The sequence below is a fragment of the Rhodoferax sp. U2-2l genome, from assembly GCF_020594515.1.
Taxonomy (GTDB): Bacteria; Pseudomonadota; Gammaproteobacteria; order Burkholderiales; family Burkholderiaceae_C; genus Rhodoferax.
This window is the reverse complement of sequence record NZ_JAJCTH010000031.1, coordinates 1-16,928: the sequence shown is the minus strand read 5'-3', so window position 1 is coordinate 16,928 and position 16,928 is coordinate 1. Positions and strand designations below refer to the sequence as shown.

16 protein-coding genes are annotated in these 16,928 nt (G+C 59.5%); 10 read left to right on the top strand and 6 right to left on the bottom strand.

All coding sequences use genetic code 11. From position 1 onward, the window contains the following. Nucleotides 1-350: 350 nt before the first annotated feature. On the bottom strand, nt 351-3,011 hold the full coding sequence (locus LHU53_RS19375) for an ATP-binding protein (RefSeq protein ID WP_227334424.1): 2,661 nt from the start codon (nt 3,009-3,011) through the stop codon (nt 351-353). Nucleotides 3,012-3,225: 214 nt separating this feature from the next. Here LHU53_RS19375 and LHU53_RS19370 point away from each other — a divergent pair, with 214 nt between their 5' ends. Together LHU53_RS19370 and LHU53_RS19365 are read left to right on the top strand one after the other, a co-directional pair. After that, nucleotides 3,226-3,576 carry a hypothetical protein gene (locus tag LHU53_RS19370; protein ID WP_227334423.1) on the top strand — a complete coding sequence of 117 codons (351 nt, stop codon included), beginning with the start codon at nt 3,226-3,228 and terminating at the stop codon, nt 3,574-3,576. Nucleotides 3,577-3,588: 12 nt separating this feature from the next. Next, nucleotides 3,589-3,888 (top strand): hypothetical protein, encoded by a 300-nt coding sequence (locus tag LHU53_RS19365; RefSeq protein ID WP_227334422.1) that lies wholly within the window; start codon nt 3,589-3,591, stop codon nt 3,886-3,888. A gap of 195 nt (nt 3,889-4,083) precedes the next feature. On the opposite strand, the gene LHU53_RS19360 is transcribed toward LHU53_RS19365, so the two are convergent. After that, nucleotides 4,084-4,872 carry an aspartate dehydrogenase domain-containing protein gene (locus LHU53_RS19360; RefSeq protein ID WP_227334421.1) on the bottom strand — a complete coding sequence of 263 codons (789 nt, stop codon included), beginning with the start codon at nt 4,870-4,872 and terminating at the stop codon, nt 4,084-4,086. Between the two features lie 140 nt (nt 4,873-5,012). Here LHU53_RS19360 and LHU53_RS19355 point away from each other — a divergent pair, with 140 nt between their 5' ends. The 7 genes from LHU53_RS19355 (at nt 5,013) to LHU53_RS19325 (ending at nt 11,747) form a co-directional block, all read left to right on the top strand. Continuing rightward, on the top strand, nt 5,013-5,684 hold the full coding sequence (locus LHU53_RS19355; RefSeq protein ID WP_255632121.1) for an ATP-binding cassette domain-containing protein: 672 nt from the start codon (nt 5,013-5,015) through the stop codon (nt 5,682-5,684). A gap of 165 nt (nt 5,685-5,849) precedes the next feature. After that, nucleotides 5,850-6,893 carry an ABC transporter ATP-binding protein gene (locus LHU53_RS19350; protein ID WP_227334420.1) on the top strand — a complete coding sequence of 348 codons (1,044 nt, stop codon included), beginning with the start codon at nt 5,850-5,852 and terminating at the stop codon, nt 6,891-6,893. 187 nt (nt 6,894-7,080) lie between these two features. Next, complete coding sequence (locus LHU53_RS19345) at nt 7,081-8,268, top strand: PotD/PotF family extracellular solute-binding protein (RefSeq protein WP_370632354.1); 1,188 nt, start codon at nt 7,081-7,083, stop codon at nt 8,266-8,268. A 218-nt stretch (nt 8,269-8,486) separates the two neighbouring features. Continuing rightward, complete coding sequence (locus LHU53_RS19340; protein ID WP_227334418.1) at nt 8,487-9,398, top strand: ABC transporter permease; 912 nt, start codon at nt 8,487-8,489, stop codon at nt 9,396-9,398. A 2-nt stretch (nt 9,399-9,400) separates the two neighbouring features. Continuing rightward, nucleotides 9,401-10,279 carry an ABC transporter permease gene (locus tag LHU53_RS19335; RefSeq protein WP_227334417.1) on the top strand — a complete coding sequence of 293 codons (879 nt, stop codon included), beginning with the start codon at nt 9,401-9,403 and terminating at the stop codon, nt 10,277-10,279. 2 nt (nt 10,280-10,281) lie between these two features. After that, nucleotides 10,282-10,989, top strand: a complete 708-nt coding sequence (locus tag LHU53_RS19330) for a GntR family transcriptional regulator (RefSeq protein ID WP_227334416.1) — start codon at nt 10,282-10,284, stop codon at nt 10,987-10,989. A gap of 8 nt (nt 10,990-10,997) precedes the next feature. Next, nucleotides 10,998-11,747, top strand: coding sequence for an aspartate/glutamate racemase family protein (locus LHU53_RS19325; RefSeq protein ID WP_227334415.1), 750 nt, complete (start codon nt 10,998-11,000; stop codon nt 11,745-11,747). A gap of 102 nt (nt 11,748-11,849) precedes the next feature. Here LHU53_RS19325 and LHU53_RS19320 read toward each other — a convergent pair whose 3' ends face one another. The 4 genes from LHU53_RS19320 to LHU53_RS19305 form a co-directional block, all read right to left on the bottom strand. Continuing rightward, nucleotides 11,850-12,725, bottom strand: coding sequence for a bile acid:sodium symporter family protein (locus LHU53_RS19320; protein WP_227334414.1), 876 nt, complete (start codon nt 12,723-12,725; stop codon nt 11,850-11,852). Continuing rightward, nucleotides 12,722-13,627, bottom strand: coding sequence for a 1,4-dihydroxy-2-naphthoate polyprenyltransferase (locus LHU53_RS19315; RefSeq protein ID WP_227334413.1), 906 nt, complete (start codon nt 13,625-13,627; stop codon nt 12,722-12,724). The genes LHU53_RS19320 and LHU53_RS19315 overlap by 4 nt, the downstream gene beginning before the upstream one ends. Then, nucleotides 13,624-14,355 carry a class I SAM-dependent methyltransferase gene (locus tag LHU53_RS19310; RefSeq protein WP_227334412.1) on the bottom strand — a complete coding sequence of 244 codons (732 nt, stop codon included), beginning with the start codon at nt 14,353-14,355 and terminating at the stop codon, nt 13,624-13,626. Before LHU53_RS19310 ends, LHU53_RS19315 begins: the two co-directional genes overlap by 4 nt. A 142-nt stretch (nt 14,356-14,497) precedes the next feature. Then, nucleotides 14,498-15,724 carry a M20/M25/M40 family metallo-hydrolase gene (locus tag LHU53_RS19305; protein WP_227334411.1) on the bottom strand — a complete coding sequence of 409 codons (1,227 nt, stop codon included), beginning with the start codon at nt 15,722-15,724 and terminating at the stop codon, nt 14,498-14,500. Between the two features lie 369 nt (nt 15,725-16,093). Between LHU53_RS19305 and LHU53_RS19300 the strand changes: the two genes are divergently transcribed. Then, the gene (locus tag LHU53_RS19300) at nt 16,094-16,828 is read left to right on the top strand and encodes a hypothetical protein (RefSeq protein ID WP_227334410.1); all 735 of its coding nucleotides are present in this window, start codon (nt 16,094-16,096) and stop codon (nt 16,826-16,828) included. The last annotated feature ends 100 nt before the right edge of the window (nt 16,829-16,928 follow it).

Below are 16,928 nucleotides of genomic sequence, written 5' to 3'. Positions count from 1 at the left end.
TGAACGCGTTACTCAAGAGACTCGACAAAGCCATTGGGAAGTTCTACGCCGATGATGAAATCGTCGACGAAATAAACGGCGACTGATTCAGGACGCGCCGTCAAGGTGGCACGGCTGGACGCTTACGGTACAGTGTTGGTTGGGCGCTTGCTGGGGTGTTGCCGCTGAGGGTGGTGCGCCACCTGCCTCATCACGCGAATGGGTTCTGCGCCAGGCAACCCCACCACCCGCCTTCAACAGTGTTTGATGCTACTGATGTCAGGCCGGTTCGGATCAGTTTCTCAATTTCAATTGGCGAATAACTGACGTTAAAGTCTGTTGCTACGAGCGGGCCACTCGAAGCATAGACATTACTGTGAAACTTTTGGGACCGCTTTATTTCTGTGGATAACAAGCGCTTGGCTTCTTATCACTCGTCCTTGTGCTGATACGCCTATCCGGACGTCGCGCTCCTTACCAGCGTCCACTTGTTTCGCGAGTGAGTTTGGGTCTATGCCCCAAACTCCAGCAATCGATTCCAAAACAGCGCCGCATAGGTTTCGTGGCAATCCGTTATTTGCGGTCACACCGCTTCCACCATATTCCATCACGCGGTCTGATCCTTGAAAGACAACCACTGTCCCGGAAGAGCTAGTAAAAAGCACGTTGTCATCCGCGATGAAATCATCCTCGTGTTTGAGTTCAGTGTCTTTGACGAAATGATCGACAACTAGGACGACGTCGGAGAGATCCATGTTTCGGATATCAAGCGTCGACACCCATTTCCCGCGATGAATTGCGATAGGCAGCAGACCGGTATCGCCACCGCAAAGCCGAACAATTTCTGCTGCAGAAGCCAGTGCCTCGGGTGCAGAGTAGAGGTTGGGTAATAGGCCCGCTTGTTCATTTGCCCAACTGCTTAGCACATCAGGGGCAACTATCGGGCACGCACTATCACGTGCCGCCTTGGTTGATTCGCCTAGTATCACCCCCGCAATACCTTGCAATGGAGAAGCGGCGAAGCCTCCAACGCAAAGTGTTCCCCTTAACCATGGCTCTCTCAGCCTATATGAGTGAAGTCCAGCGGCAGTCACTGCGGCGCGTCCAACAATCGAACCATTCTCGGTTGTCAGAAACCTCAGATTAGATGCCGCGGTACCTGCAAATTTTTCGAATTGATCGGGTCCAATCTGTTTATCCGGGTCGAATGGCTCCAGACGACGCAAAAGCTCGATTCCTTCGACCGTTATCCAGTCATTGGTATTGCATGCCACGATGATTCCTGTAGACGTTTCCACGGTAAGTTTTGCATCGAGAGCCGGAGCAATTTGCCTACACGCTTCAACTAGCGTCAGTGGCGGTTTATCTCCCCAGGTTGAGAGAATCCCTCCAGTCTCGCCCGGAGGTATCTTGAGGCGTAGAGAAATGACCGTACCACCATCGCGTAGTTGCTCCACCTTCGTGGCCGGGCGCAGAATTGGTCTGCCTTCTAGACCTGACCCGAACTCGAGAACAAGGGTGTCTTTTGCGGCGGCATCAGGCCTCCTGGTTACTACCGTCACCTTATCCGCAGCCATGAAGACCGAAAAGAAGCCGATGCCATATCGGCCTGTTGCTCGGAAACCAGATGACAGTAGACCGGGAAACTCCTCCTGTACTTGAGGTTTAGCCCAAAAGCTATTGCCAAAGTCAAGTAGAAACTCCGTCAACACTCGTCGGGACATACCGACACCATTGTCCTCAACGCGCAATGTGTGTACCGAATCCTCATATGTCAGTGCAACCTTAATTTCGCCGAAATCAGAAGGACGCTCTTCATAGTGGCGGCGGGCGCGTATGGCGTCGCTAGCGTTTTGAATGAGCTCTCGAAGTGGGACGCGCGGCCTCTTCCCATATAGCTCTTCACCCCCGAGACTGCGAATGATGTTGGGCAGATCTGAGATTTGCACTATTGCATTAATGGGATGCCAGTCAGTGGTTTGAATATATTTGGCCAACCGCTCTGGCGCATCCACGCCAGCAACACGTCGCGCGTTGAAGCGTGGCATCGCCCTATCCGAAAGTAGAGAGTCAATTTGGCGAAGTTCCTTGTCGATCATTCTGAGAGTGTCTAGGCAAAGCCACCACGCTCGGGCATCAGCTAGGCTAAAGGCCAACCCGCTGGTGTAAACCAAAGCACCATCTCTTACATAAGCTTTATTGATGCGTTCTTGGAACGTCCAATGCGCGATGGAGGCCGGGCCTATACCGGCAAAGGACTTCTGAAAAGTTGGCGCTCGACGCGCATCCACATGAGATGCGTCAGACGCACGCAGTATGCAAGCTAGCTTCAGAGGGTCAATTGTCCAGCCTGTTGGAGCCCAATGTGGTGCGCCAACTGTCTTGTCAAAGGTTCGCTCCACTTCCCCGATGGACCACCAATGGCTATGAGCGATTTGACCTATGAGTCGGCCAAAGGTCTGACGCAATTCGGTGTCTTCGATCAAGTACTGCGGAGTTGATGCGTTTTTATCAAATGCGAGGAATGCGAGTTTTTCGGCGTTTTCCGCATGCAACTGCCGAAGAAGATCAAAAATAATGCGATGACGTATGCATTCATCTGGGTTGTCAACTTGAGCTTCAGTCGGTGGTCCAGTGTTTCGGTCGGCATACGCAGAGAAGACAAGATCTCGCCAGCGACTGTCAGCTTTTAGCGCCTTGAATCCTCCAGGCGTTGCGGCGAGAGACATGGCAAGGTCGTGTAGAAGAAACGCGCCACCGAGTACGTATGCTTCCGTTGGCGTTATCGGATAGTCTGCCCCTGTAATCTGCGAAGCGACCTCCCACAGTGCATCAAGATGCGTTATGTCGTGAATCGTAAGGTCTGGTAGGTCCTTTCCTATTTCAGTTGCAAGCTGTGAAGCGCGATGTCTGAATCCAATGAATGATGAACGTAACCGTTCCCGCTCTGATTCATGAGGATCATGGTCAATGGACGCGAGTGACGTGCGCCAGATATCAGACTTTGAAACGGTAACGCTAAATTCATTCATATTCTAGGCTCCCTTCGTGATCCAAATTATGCCTAGTGGCGGGTTGGTCTCGCCCCAAAAAAAGCGCAGCCTTGTAGCCCCCACATATTCCGACGGCGTGCTCCACATCAGACGGTGTCCGAGTTGAAGACAGGCCCCCCCCCCAGATATTGAAGGAAAATGACCTCCAGACCTCATAACATAAGGGCAAGTAGCTATAAATTTCAGATCCGTCATGCCAATGCCCAATCCATCTGCTCCCACACCTACCAGTCCAATCGGCACGTTGTTACAGGTGGACGGCCTGACGTTTCATGTGCCGCAGCGCGCCTTGTTCAGCCGCTGGTCGGCGTGCATTGGCCCAGGCGTAACGCTGGTGCAGGGTGGTGAGAACAGCGGCAAAACCAGCTTGCTGCGTCTGCTGGCGGGTGATCTGGCGGAGCAGGCGGGCAGCTTGCAGATCAAGGGGGCGTCTTTGCAGCCGCAGCCTTTGGCTTACCTGCAGCAGGTGTTCTGGATCGACCCGCGTACCGAGGTGTTTGACGCCCTCAGCCCCCATCAGTTTTTTGCACAACAGCGCGCCTAGTGGCCGGGCTTTTTGCTTGCCGATGCACCCGCCTGGGCTGAGCTGCTGGCGGGGTTGTCGCTGGTCGAGCATCTGGACAAGCCGCTCTACATGTTGTCCACCGGCAGCAAACGCAAGGTCTGGCAAGCGGCGGCGTTTGCTGCGGTGACTTTGCTTGACGACCCGCTGGCCGTGCTGGACCGGGCTTCTATCCGGTATGTGTTGCGCCAGTTGGAGCTTGCTTCACAGCACACGGATCGCGCTCTGGTGCTGGCACAGTACGAAGCGCCTGCGGGTGTGGCCTTGGCGCAGGTGATCGATCTGGGCGACTGACGCCGTTGCCAACCTGCTGCGCCTTGGTGACGCCGCCGTCCTGCGCGAAGCAGCGCGGCGTGGCACATCACGGGCTGAGCTTGCCGCTGTCCCCTGACATTCGCCTGGAGTACGCCGTCAGCTTCAAAAAATGGGGGGCGACAAAGCCCTCTCACCCTGGGGCGCGCTCGTGCTCAGCGGTGGTGATGCTCTCGCTCAGCCGAAAGCGATTGGCGCGGCGAGGTTGCGCATCAAGGCCACGACGCTCCAGCCGGCAATGGCGCTGGTGCGGGAATAAGTGTCGACAACAACATGAACCTCTTCACCACGAACCTCAATGCGGTGATCGTCACCCAGGAAGCCCGGCACACTGTTGATACTGACCTGCGTGGCAGCCACACCTGCCGTGGCAAGCGCCGTGGCCACAGACACGTTGACCTTGGTCGGGAACAGGCTGATCGCGTCACGGGCATTGCCCGAGAACACCTCGCTTGGCGCACTGGCCGTCAGCAACTCCTCATTGAAGATGGGCGTACCGCGCAGTGACGCAGGCCCTTTCTCGGTGCGGATGCCGGCGTCAATGGCACTCATCAGCGCGGCAGTGCGCAGCACATCGAAGCCACCGATCGCACCCGACGCAAGGTGCACCCGCCGTCCCGTTGTGCGCGCAAGCGTTTCGATATGAGCGAGAAAGTCTGCGTCGGCGAAGGCGCCGATGGACAGCACAATCAGGTTGGCTCCTGCGCTTAACGTGGGTTGGGCAATGTCACGCAGCAAACCGGGTGACGCCGCCTCCACCACATAGTCAGGTCGCAGCGCGAGCAACTCGTCGAGGGTTGCGCAAGGCTGGCAGGCGTTCTTGTCGGCCAGTGCTGCTGTGGATGCCGCGTTGTGATCAAAACAACCGACCAGTTCATAGTCCGCCAGCAGTCCCTGCCGCCAGGCGTCAGCCACGATGTTGCCGAGAAAACCGCAACCGGCGATGGCAAACTTCAATTTGTGCATGTTTCTGTCCTCTGTTTTTCTGAGGTGGCGATTTTCGCATTCAGGTGGTCACACCCGTGACGCGGCACAAGTCGCAACCCATGGCTTGTCGGACAGCCCTTTTAAAATAAGGACATATTGCTATGAAACTTGGATAATCCATGTCCGTTCCCACGCCGCTTGTCACCGCCCCCTGCAGCCCGCAAAACACGCTCCTGCGGGTGGACGGGCTGGCGTTTTCTTACCCGCAGCGTGTGCTGTTTGACGGCTGGTCGGCCTGTATCGGCCCCGGTGTTACCCTGGTGCGGGGTGGGGAGAGCAGTGGCAAAACCAGCTTGTTGCGCCTGCTGGCCGGTGATCTGGCGGCGCAGGCGGGCAGTTTGCAGATCAAGGGCGTGTTTTTGCAGGCGCAGCCAGAGGATTACCGTCGGTCGGTGTTCTGGATCGACCCGCGCACGGATGTTTTTGACGCCATTTGCCCCAACCAGTTTTTCGCACAGCAGCGCGCCAAGTGGCCGGGCTTTTTGCCTGCTGATGCAGCCGCCTGGACCGACTTGCTGGCCGGGCTGTCGCTCAGCGAGCATCTGGACAAGCCGCTGTACATGTTGTCTACCGGCAGCAAACGCAAGGTCTGGCTGGCGGCGGCGTTTGCGGCGGGGGCCACGCTGACCTTGCTGGATGACCCATTTGTGGCGCTGGACAAGGCCTCCATCCGTTATGTGCTGCAGTTGCTGGCTGCGGCCGCCGGGCAGGGCCAACGCGCCTGTGTGGTGGCGTATTACGAAGCCCCGCCGGGGGTGGCGCTGGCACAGGTGATTGATCTGGGTGATTAACTCCCACGCACCAGCCCGGTAGCCGGGCTGGTGCGCCCATGTTGGCCACCCGCACCGCAATTGGGTGGGTCGGGGCGCGTTGCGCACCAAGTGCGTGCAATGTTGTATGCAATCCTGAAATTGGGTTGTACACAATCCTGGCACAGCTTTTGCGATGTGTTGGCTATGAACGCCAAAACGCATGCATCTCCCCGCGACGCCGTTGAACTGGTGGCGCTGACCAAAAACTACGGTTCGGGCAAGCCCGCTGTGGATGGCATCAACCTGCGCATCGCCAGTGGCAGCTACTGCTGTTTGCTGGGGCCTTCGGGTTGCGGCAAAAGCACCACGCTGCGCATGATTGCCGGGCACGAGTCGGTGACGGCTGGCGACATCCTGCTGGAAAACCGCAACATCACCGACTTGCCCGCCGCCGCACGCGGCACCGCCATGATGTTCCAGAGTTTTGCATTGTTCCCGCACCTGAGTGCGCTGGACAACGTGGCTTTCAGCCTCAAGATGAAAGGCGTGGACAAGGCCACGCGCCACAAGCAGGCGGCTGATTTGCTGGAGCGGGTGGCCATGGGCCACCTGAGCGCGCGCAAACCGGGTGAGTTGTCGGGTGGCCAGCAGCAGCGGGTGGCGCTGGCGCGGGCCTTGATCACCCAGCCGCGTGTGTTGTTGCTGGACGAGCCGCTGTCGGCGCTGGACCCGTTTTTGCGCATCCAGATGCGCGCCGAGTTGCGCCGCTGGCAAAAAGAGCTGGGCCTGACCTTCATCCACGTCACCCACTCGCAGGAAGAGGCGATGGCCCTGGCCGACACCATGGTGGTGATGAACCACGGTGTGATCGAACAGATGGGCAGCCCGCATGAGATCTACAACCGCCCGGTCAGTGAGTTTGTCGCCCGTTTTATGGGTGGCCACAACGTGCTGACCACGCCTGTCGGCAAGATCAGTGTGCGCACCGACCACATGCAGCTGGCCCCCGATGTGCCCGACCTGGCCGACGGCGCGGGCAACCAGCGTGCGGTGATCACCGACATTGAATACCAGGGCACCTATGTGCTGGTGGGTTTGCAAAAGCCGGGTGTGGCCATCTCAGCCAGCGCCACCGCCGAGATGTCGGTGATGGTGCCCGAGGCCACGTTTGCGGCCCGACCGTTCCAGCTGGGTGAGCAGGTGCAACTGAGGTGGTCGCCCCAAGCCTCCCACGCGCTGGCTCACTAACACCCAACCGTTCTTCTCCCCCCACCACTTCGCAAGAAGATTTTTCAGCCCTCCAGGAGTTTTTGCCATGACTGACATCACCAAAACCATCACCGACATCGCCAGCGGTGTTGCCACCGGGGCGCTGAGCGCTTCTGTGCCACGCCGCAGCCTGCTCAAAGGCACGGCCGGCATTCTGGCCGCCGGCATGTTCCCGGCTGTGCATGCGGCCGAGCCGATCGTGCTGCGTTACCTGGGCACCGCAGTGAACCAGGACAAGGCCATTGGTGAAAAGTTTGAAAAAGACACCGGCATCAAGATCCAATACGTGGCCGTGACCACCGACGATGTGACCAAACGTGCTGTCACCGCCCCCAACAGCTTTGACCTGATCGACACCGAATACTTCTCCTTGAAGAAGATCGTGCCCACCGGCAATTTGAAGGGCATTGACGTCAAGCGCATCAAGAACGCTGACAAGATCACCAGCCTGTTCACCACCGGCACCGTGGCTGGCAAGTTGGTGGGTGACCAGGGCACGGCACCCAAGAAAGTGATTTTTCTGGAGGGCGAAAAGAGCAAAGTGTTTGCCAAGTCGCCCACGCAGTTCATGTCCTTGATTCCGACCACCTACAACGCCGACACACTGGGCATCCGCCCGGACCTGATCAAGCGCCCGATCAACTCCTGGGCTGAGCTGCTGAACCCCGAATTCAAGGGCAAGTCTGCCATTCTGAACATCCCGTCGATCGGCATCATGGATGCCGCCATGGTGGTGGAAGCCATGGGTCTCTACAAGTACCCCGACAAAGGCAACATGACCAAGGCCGAAATCGACCTGACCATCAAGACCCTGATCGAAGCCAAAAAAGCCGGCCAGTTCCGCGCCCTGTGGAAAGACTTCAACGAATCCGTCAACCTGATGGCCTCGGGCGAAGTGGTGATTCAGTCGATGTGGTCACCGGCTGTGACCACGGTGCGCACCAAGGGCATTGCCTGCAACTTCCAGCCTTTGAAAGAAGGTTACCGCGCCTGGGCTGCCGGTTTTGGCCTGCCTGCCACCTTGTCTGGTCGCAAGCTCGATGGTGCTTATGAGTTCATCAACTGGTTCCTCGACGGCTGGGCCGGTGCCTACCTGAACCGCCAGGGTTATTACAGCGCCGTGCTCGACACCGCCAAGTCCAAGATGGAATCCTACGAATGGGCCTACTGGATGGAAGGCAAGGCCGCCACCCAAGACATCAAGAGCCCGAACGGCGACGTGTTGGCCAAGGCCGGTCAGATCCGCGACGGTGGCAGCTACGAAGCCCGCATGGGTGGCATCGCCTGCTGGAATGCGGTGATGGACGAGAACAACTACATGGTTCAGAAGTGGAATGAGTTTGTAGCAGCCTGACCTTGACCGCTCCCTCTCCCGCCCGCGGGAGAGGGTAGGGGTGAGGGCAGGCGGTGCAGCCATCGGTTATGTATTTATTTGATAGCTGTATCCCCTTGTAGATAAAGGGCTAGAAGCCAATTTCACTTATAAAAGCTGCTAGATCAGATGAGCGCCACAGCCCCTCACCCCATCCCTCTCCCCCAAGGGGCGAGGGTGCAAGACATGAAACACACACCATGAGCACATCCACCACAACCCTCCCAGCCTCCACCCAGGCACCCGGTCGCAGCATTGCGGCGTGGTGGCAGGCGATGCCGCTTTCCCTGGTGTTTGTGCTGTTTTTCCTGATCCCGCTGGCGCTGATCGGCATGGTCAGCTTCTGGGACTTCAATGAATACGAGTTGTTGCCCGCTTTCACCTTCAAAAACTATGTGTCGGTGTTTGACGGCTGCAGCAACATGGACGAGATGTGTGTCACCTTCAAGACCTACCTGTCCACCTTCAAATTCAGTTTTCTGGTCTGGCTGATCACGCTGGTGATTGGTTTCACCGTTTCTTACTTTCTGGCGTTTCATGTGCGTACCAGTGGCATGCAGACGCTGCTGTTTGTGTTGTGCACCATCCCGTTTTGGACCAGCAATGTGATCCGCATGATCTCGTGGGTGCCGCTGCTGGGGCGTAACGGGCTGGTGAACCAGAGCCTGCAGGGCATCGGGCTGATCAACACACCCATCGAGTGGTTGTTGTTCTCCGACTTTTCGGTGGTGCTGGCCTTTGTGCACCTCTACACCATGTTCATGATCGTGCCGATTTTCAACAGCATGATGCGCATCGACCGCAGCCTGATCGAGGCCGCCAACGACAGCGGCGCCAGCGCCTGGCAGACGCTGTGGAACGTGATCGTGCCTTTGTCGCGCACCGGCATCATCATCGGCTCGATTTTTGTCATCACCATCGTCATGGGTGACTTTGTGACGATTGGCGTCATGGGCGGCCAGCAGATTGCGTCCATCGGCAAGATCATCCAGGTGCAAACCTCTTACCTGCAGTTTCCGCTGGCAGCGGCCAATGCGGTGATTTTGTTGAGCATTGTGCTGATGATCATCTGGGCCTTGACTCGACTCGTTGATATTCGCAAGGAGCTCTGATCATGAACAAAGACCAACGCTCCGCAGGCTTCTGGTTTCTGGCGCTGTTTTTCACCGCCTTTGTGTTGTTCCTCTATGGCCCGATGCTGGTCATTGTGGTGCTCAGTTTTCAGGGACCCGAAGGTGGTCTGACTTTCCCGCTGCGGGGTTTCTCGCTGCACTGGTTTTACAAGCTGGCCGAGGGCCTGGGTGTGGTGGACATCGGCGCCGCGCTCAAACGCTCGCTGGCGCTGGGCACGGCGGTGATGGCGCTCACCGTGTTGTTTTCTGTGCTGGCCGGGCTGGCGTTTCGCAAAAAGCTGGCCGGTGGCAACACCTTGTTTTATGTGGTGGTGGCCAGCCTGATCATGCCGTCGATCATTGTGTCGCTCGGCATCGGGCTCGAGTTCCGGCTGATCGATACCGGCCTCAAATGGGCGCTTGAAGCCTTGGGCATGACCAGCACGCTGGAGGAATACGGCAGCTCGCTGGGCCTGTTCACCTCGGCCCTGGGGGCGCACCTGACCTGGACGTTGCCCTTTGGCCTGCTGATCATGTTTGCGGTGTTCAACCGCTTTAACCCGGCTTACGAGGAAGCCGCGCGTGACTTGGGTGCCACACCCTGGCAAGGGTTCAGGCATGTGGTGCTGCCGCTGATTGCGCCGTCCATCGTCGGCATTGGCATGTTTGGTTTCACCTTGAGCTGGGACGAAATTGCCCGCACCTCACAAGCCATTGGGGATGTCAACACCCTGCCGCTGGAGTTACAGGGCCTGACCACCACCGTCACCACCCCATCGATTTACGCCCTGGGCACCGTTACCACCGTCATATCATTGCTGGTGATGGCCCTGGCGATTGGCCTGGCCTGGTGGCTCAAGCAAAGACAAAACAAGGGTTGAGAATGAGTGAGTTAGCCGCGCCGCTGTCCGATGCCGAGATGTACGAGCGGGTGATTTCGGCCATTCTGGACCACAAGCTGCCGCCCGGCACCAAGCTGGTGGAAGACAAGCTGGCCAGCGCGTTTGGCGTGTCGCGCACACGCATCCGCCCGGTGCTGGTGCGCCTGGCCAACGAGCAGGTGGTCACCCTCACACCCAACCGTGGCGCCACCATTGCCCAGCCTACTGAAAATGAGGCGCGCGAGGTGTTTGAGGTGCGCCGCCTGATTGAGCCGTCGTTGGTGGAGCTGTTCATCGCCAAAGCTTCTGATGCCGACATGCAGTTGCTCAAAGCCTGTATCGACGACGAAGAGGCGGCCCGCTTGGCCGGTGACATGCGCCGCGCCATCCGCTTGTCGGGTGAATTCCACTCGCTGATCGCCGAGGGCGCTGACCACCAGACGCTGGCGCGCATCCTGCGCGAGCTCACCTCACGGACCACCCTGGTGTTGATGACCTACGGCCTCACGCCGGAGCGCGAGCGCACGGATGCCGCCTTTTGTGGCTGCAACGAACACCGCGCCTTGCTCGACGCGATCCGCCTGCGTGACACCAAAGAAGCCGCCAAACGCATGCGTGAACACCTGGCGCGGCTCGAAGCCCAGCTGCAGTTCAACACCGCAGACGACACCCCGCCCGATCTCAACGCCTTGTTTGGCGCAACGACCTGATTCCCGCCATGCGTCAACTCCTGGTCATCAACCCCAACACCTCGGCCAGCGTCACTGCGCTATTGCAGCAGCATGTGCAAACCGCTGCCGGTTCCCATGTGACCGTGCGCTCGATCACCGCGCGTTTTGGCGCGCCCTATATTTCGGACGAAGCCAGCTACGCAGTGGCAGCCCATGCCGCACTCGACGCCTGGGCGGCTGCACTGACTGCGCCAGAGGGGCGGCCCGACGCGGTGTTAATTGGCTGTTTCGGCGACCCCGGCTTACAAGCCCTGCGCGAAAGCAGCCCGGTGCCAGTCACCGGCCTGGCCGAGGCCGCGTTCATCGAGGCCGCGCGCCATGGCCGGTTTGCCATCGTGACCGGGGGTGAGCGCTGGGCGCCGATCCTGCAGCGGCTGGCGCAGTCGCTCGGTCACGCCCAGGCGCTGGCGGGCATCCACACCGTGGCGCCGACCGGCGCGCAACTCGCGGCCGACCCGGTGGCCGCGCGCCAGCTCTTGACCGAGGCCTGCCTGAACGCCGTGCGCCAACTCGGGGTGCAAACCGTGATCCTGGGCGGCGCCGGGCTGGCTGGCATGGCCGCGCAGATTCAGCCTTTTGTCAATGTGCCGATTGTCGACAGCGTCATTGCCGGGGCCACCTGGGCACTGCGCAACTCACCTTTGCCGCCGCAGCGCCAAGCCCCGGGTTTTGATGTGCCCTGGGTCAAGCTGTCAGCCGACATGACGCAACTCGGTTTGCCGCAAGAGATGGCTTGAAGGAAGCCTCCAGCCCAGGCCAATCAAGGGCTGCCAGCGGTGACCTGGGTGATATTTTCTGTTGGACCGCGGGCGTTTGGCGGCTGCTGCAACCCTTCAGACTCAGGCCATGGATGCGTCAAAGTACCGGCGCTGGCGCATCACCAGCACAAACACAATCGCCCCCAGATTCATCAGCAGCGCGTAGACCACGCTGGGGGCACTCATCGCGGGTGAGGCCAGCAACTGCAGGCAGACAAAAATGCCCAGCGCCGAGTTCTGCAACCCACATTCGGTGACGATGGCGATGCGGTCGGTATGTTGTAACCGCGCCTGCGTGGCCAGCAGGTAGGCGCAGCCCAGAATCAGCGCATTGAGCAGCAGTGTGGCCGGGCCCAGCGTGGGCAGGTGTTGCCACAACACGGCACGCTGGTCCCAGAAGGTGGCCAGCACAATCAGCAGGAACAAGGTGGTGGCCACTTTGGACGCCACGGGCTCCAAGCGCGCCACCAGCTTCGGAAGTTTCCAGCGCAGGGCCATGCCCAGCAGCACTGGCAGCGTGGTCAGCAGGAAGATGCTGCGCACCATCGGGGCCAGCGGCAACTGCGCCGTCAGGCTGCTGCCCATAAAAAACTGCAGCGCGGTGTTGATGATCAGTGGCAGCGTCAGCATCGAGGCCAGGCTGGTCACCGCGGTGAGTGAGATCGACAACGCGGTGTCACCGCGCGCCAGGTGGGTGAGCAGGCCCGAGCTGACCCCGCCCGGGCAGGCGGCCAGCACCATCAGGCCCACGGCCATCACCGGGTCCAGCCCGAGCAGTGTGGCCACGGCAAACCCGGCCAGTGGCACCAGCAGCATCTGCCCGGCCAAGCCCATCAGCAGCGCCTTGGGCCGCTGCGCCACGCGGCGGAAATCGGCCAACACCAGGGTCAGGCCCAGGTAAAACATGATGAAGGCCAGCGCCAGCGGCAACAGGGTCTGCACCACCGCCGGGTTCACAGGAAAACACCTACCGATAACAACAGCCCCAGCAACAGCCCCAGTTTGGCCGTGGCACCGAGCAGCTGGTTAAGCTGCGCCCCGGAGGCCTGGCGACGCAGCTGGGGCAATAGTTTGAGCGCGTGGGGAATGGCCAGCCAGGCCAGCATGGCCCCGATGTGCCCGAGCCAGGCCAAAGCCAGCACCAGCCCAAAAGGCAGTAGTACCATGACCGCATAGGCACGCGCGGCACCGGCATCACCCAGGCGCGTGGCCAGGGTCAGACGGCCTTGGCGCATGTCGGCCTCGTGGTCGCGGTAGTTGTTGACCAGCAGCACCGCAGCCGCAGGCAGGCCCACCACCGCGCCACCTAGCCAGGGCGTCAGAGTGGTGGTTTCGCTCTGCAACCAGTGGCTGCCCGCCACCGCGAGCAGGCCAAAAAACACCAGCACAAACAACTCACCGAGTGCGCTGTGCGAAATCGGGTACGGCCCGCCCGAATAAGCCCAGCCCGCGATCAGCGAACAAATGCCAATGGCCAGAATCGGCCAGCCCCCTTGCCACACCAGCAACAATCCCAGCAGCAGCGCCAGCCCAAAACTCAGGGCCGCAGCGCGGCGCACACTCTGCGGTGTGGCCCAGCCTGCGGCGGTGACACGTAACGGGCCGATGCGGTCCGGCCGGTCGGCACCGCGCTCAAAGTCGGCCACATCGTTGTGCAGGTTGGTGCCGATCTGGATCAGCAGCGCACACAGCAGCGTCACCACAAACACCGGCCACAGCGGTGCGGCACCTTCAGCCCAGGCCAGCGCCGAGCCCAGCAGCACCGGGGTGGCGGCCATGCTCAGGGTGCGCGGGCGAATCGCCGTCCACCAGACCAGCAGGCGAGAGGAGGGCACACCCAGCGTGCGTTCAGACTTCATGGCGCGCGGGTTCCATAGTGCAGGCAGGCAATGCCAAAGGACAGGTTGCTCCAGCGGATGCCAGTGAAACCCGCCTGGCGCATCAGGTCGGCAAAACCCTGCTGGTTCGGAAAACGCCGGATCGACTCCACCAGGTACTGGTAGGCAATCGGCGCGCGGGCCACCAGCGCACCCAGGCGCGGGATCACCAGAAACGAGTACAGGTTGTAAAACGGCGCCAGCCAGAAAGCGGGTTGTGAAAACTCCAGGCAAACAAACTGGCCACCGGGTTTGAGTACGCGGTGAATTTCGGCCAGCGCCCGCTCCAGGTGCGTGGCATTGCGCAGCCCGAAGGACACCGTGAGCAAGTCCACACTGGCATCTGCCAGCGGCAGTTGTTCAGCCTCACCCACCAGCCAGTCGATGCCGACCATGTCGGGGCGTTGCTGGCCGACCTGCATCATCGCTTGGCTGGGGTCACACACCGTCACTTGCCGATTGGGTGCACGCAGCAGCCGCGCCACATCACCAGTGCCGCCAGCAAGGTCAATCACTTGACCTTGAACACTTCGCACCGAGCGGGCCAGCTTGCGTTTCCACAGCCGGTGGATGCCCATACTCATCAGGTCGTTCATCAGGTCGTAACGCGGGGCCACGGCGGTGAACACCGTGCGGATGCGGTCGCGGCGCTCAGTGGGGTTGACCGACTCGCGGCCAAAGCTCTGGTTGATCTCGTGTTCTTGGCGCATCAGGTCGGTGGTCTGGCAAAAGTCTGGCCGCAGCGGCTGGCAGGTGGCCCAAGCACCTGCGACACGGTTGGCGCCGCAAGTGAGAAAGTGTCAATTTTAGTTGACGAATGTCGAACACCTGGCCGAACCCGGCTGTCACGGCTTACAACAGGTCGTGCAAGCTGCGGGCGATGACCTTGGTGGCGCGGCGCAGGTCGTCGAGCACCAAGTGTTCGTCGGCGCGTTTGGCGTTGGACTCGCGCACGGTGCGGGGGCCTGCGCCGTAGATCACACCGGGGATGCCGCGCTCGACAAACAGGCGCACATCGGTGTAGAGCGGTGTGCCCAGCGCGGGAATCGGTTCACCAAACACGGCCTGGCCGTGTTTCTGGATCGCGTCCACCAGTGGTTGGTTGCCCGGCAGCGGTTTCATCGACTGGGCCAGCAAAATGCGCCGCACATCGACCGTCACACCGGGTGACAACGCGGCGGTCTCAGTTATCAGCTGGCGCAGAGCTGCTTCGACTTGTGTAGCGTCTTCCTCAGGAATCATGCGGCGATCCAGCTTAAAAGTCACCTTGCCGGGGATCACATTGGTGTTGGTGCCGCCCGAGATCAGGCCCACGTTCAGATAGGGGTGGGTGATGCCCGCCACCTGCGAGGTGAGGGTGGCGCGGTAGATGTCGTTTTGTGCGTAGAGCACGTTGAGGATCTTCACCGCAGCCTGCAAAGCATCCACACCCGACTCAGGAATCGCGGCGTGGGCCATCTGGCCATGTACGGTGACTTCGAGCTGCAGGCAGCCGTTGTGCGCGGTGATCACCTGGTAGCTGAAACCGGCGGCAATCAGCAGGTCGGGCTGGGTCAGACCCTGCGCCAGTAACCAGGCCGGGCCCACCTCGCCGCCAAATTCCTCGTCATAGGTCAACAGCAGGTCGATCTGGCCCTGGGTCGGTTTGGCCACCGCCTCCAGCGCACGAATGGCAAAGGCGTAGGTGGCAAAGTCGCATTTGCTCACGGCGGCAGCGCGGCCATAGATCTTGCCGTCCACAATTTCGCCGCCATAGGGGTCATGTGTCCAGCCCTCACCGGGCGGCACCACGTCGCCATGCGCGTTGACCGCAATCGTTCTGCCGCCCGCGCCATAGTTGCGGCGCACGATCAGGTTGGTGATGCTTTGCAGACCGGCGGCCTGCACGTCCGACGCGGGCACCGGGTGTTTGGCCACGCCCAGGCCCATGGCTTCAAATAACTCGGCAGCACGTTGAGCGTGTGGCGCGTTGTTGCCCGGTGGGGTGTCGGTGGGCACCTGAATGAGTTGCTGCAAAAACGCCACCTGTTCGTCAAAGTGGGCGTCGATCCAGGCGTCGAGTTGGTTTTCAGTGGTCATGGTTGGATGTCAGGAGGATGTTTGAATCTGGTGTGAATTGTGGCGTGTGTTGGCGGGTGTTTCAGGCTGACGGTATCGTCGGTCGCGCGGGGATAACTTACGCGTCCCAAAAATATTGTGCGAGATGGAGACGGAGGCAGTTTATGCAGTTGGAAACTGCATCGGGTGGGACCATAATCTCAAAAAAAAGCGGCGGACGGATTCAAATCCCCTAGGCTCAATGCAACTCACAACCGCTTTAGGGTGCGGTTCAGTCCAACATGTTTCATCCGCCATCAATGACGTTTTTGATTTGTGCGCCTGCCGTGGTGTTGCGGATAAACGCTGATCGTTAGGCGTCACAAATGCCCCTCCCAGGACCACCATCAGATGTTCGATGAACTTGCCACTTACTATCACGATAATGTAGTTGAAGCTTTCGTCGCCTATCGAGACACCAGCAGGGACGGACTCGCAGGGCGTGGCCGCGACCTGCGAGAGGCAATCGTCGCTGCCAGCGCACTATTTCACCTCCGCGAGCATCTTCCAAATGTTATTGCGCTTTCTCGACTGAAAGCAGAGAAACTTTGTACTGACTACGCCTTACTGGGTGATATTGTCAACGCAGCGAAGCACAAGTCGATAACTCAACCCACACCGCACGGTGCACCACTGGTGAACAACGTGGGGAAGCTCAAGGAATTGCTCTTAAATATCGAGTACGAAGACACCGAAGGTGTGTACCGATGTACGAAGAAGACCGTCGTCGCTACGCTTGTGGACGGAACGGAAAGGAACCTACTCGAGGTCCTGACGAATGTCATGAACTTTTGGGAAAGCCATCTGTACCGCCTCGGTGTTTTCTCAAAGCAACGCACCTTTGTATTCGAGCCCCCAGTTCGCTACAGAACTCGATCTGAGTGTGAGCAAATCCGGCTTGATCACCAGGTTGTTCAAGGGCAGCGATATCAGCCAGCGTATCAGTTTCTTAGATTCGATACCCGCACTGGACAAGCGCGACCAATCGACTTAACAGGCTGTAAGCTCGACATGCGAATCTACAAACCACGTTTCAATTTCAACGTGTCGTTGAAGCTCGGTATGCGGCTGGGCATCCCATATTGAGTCGATGCAGATGATCAGGCATCGTCCCCACGAAGGAGATCGTGGAGATGATGAATCAAATATCGACAGTAGAGCGACCCCGGCGGCGCGAGTACAGCGC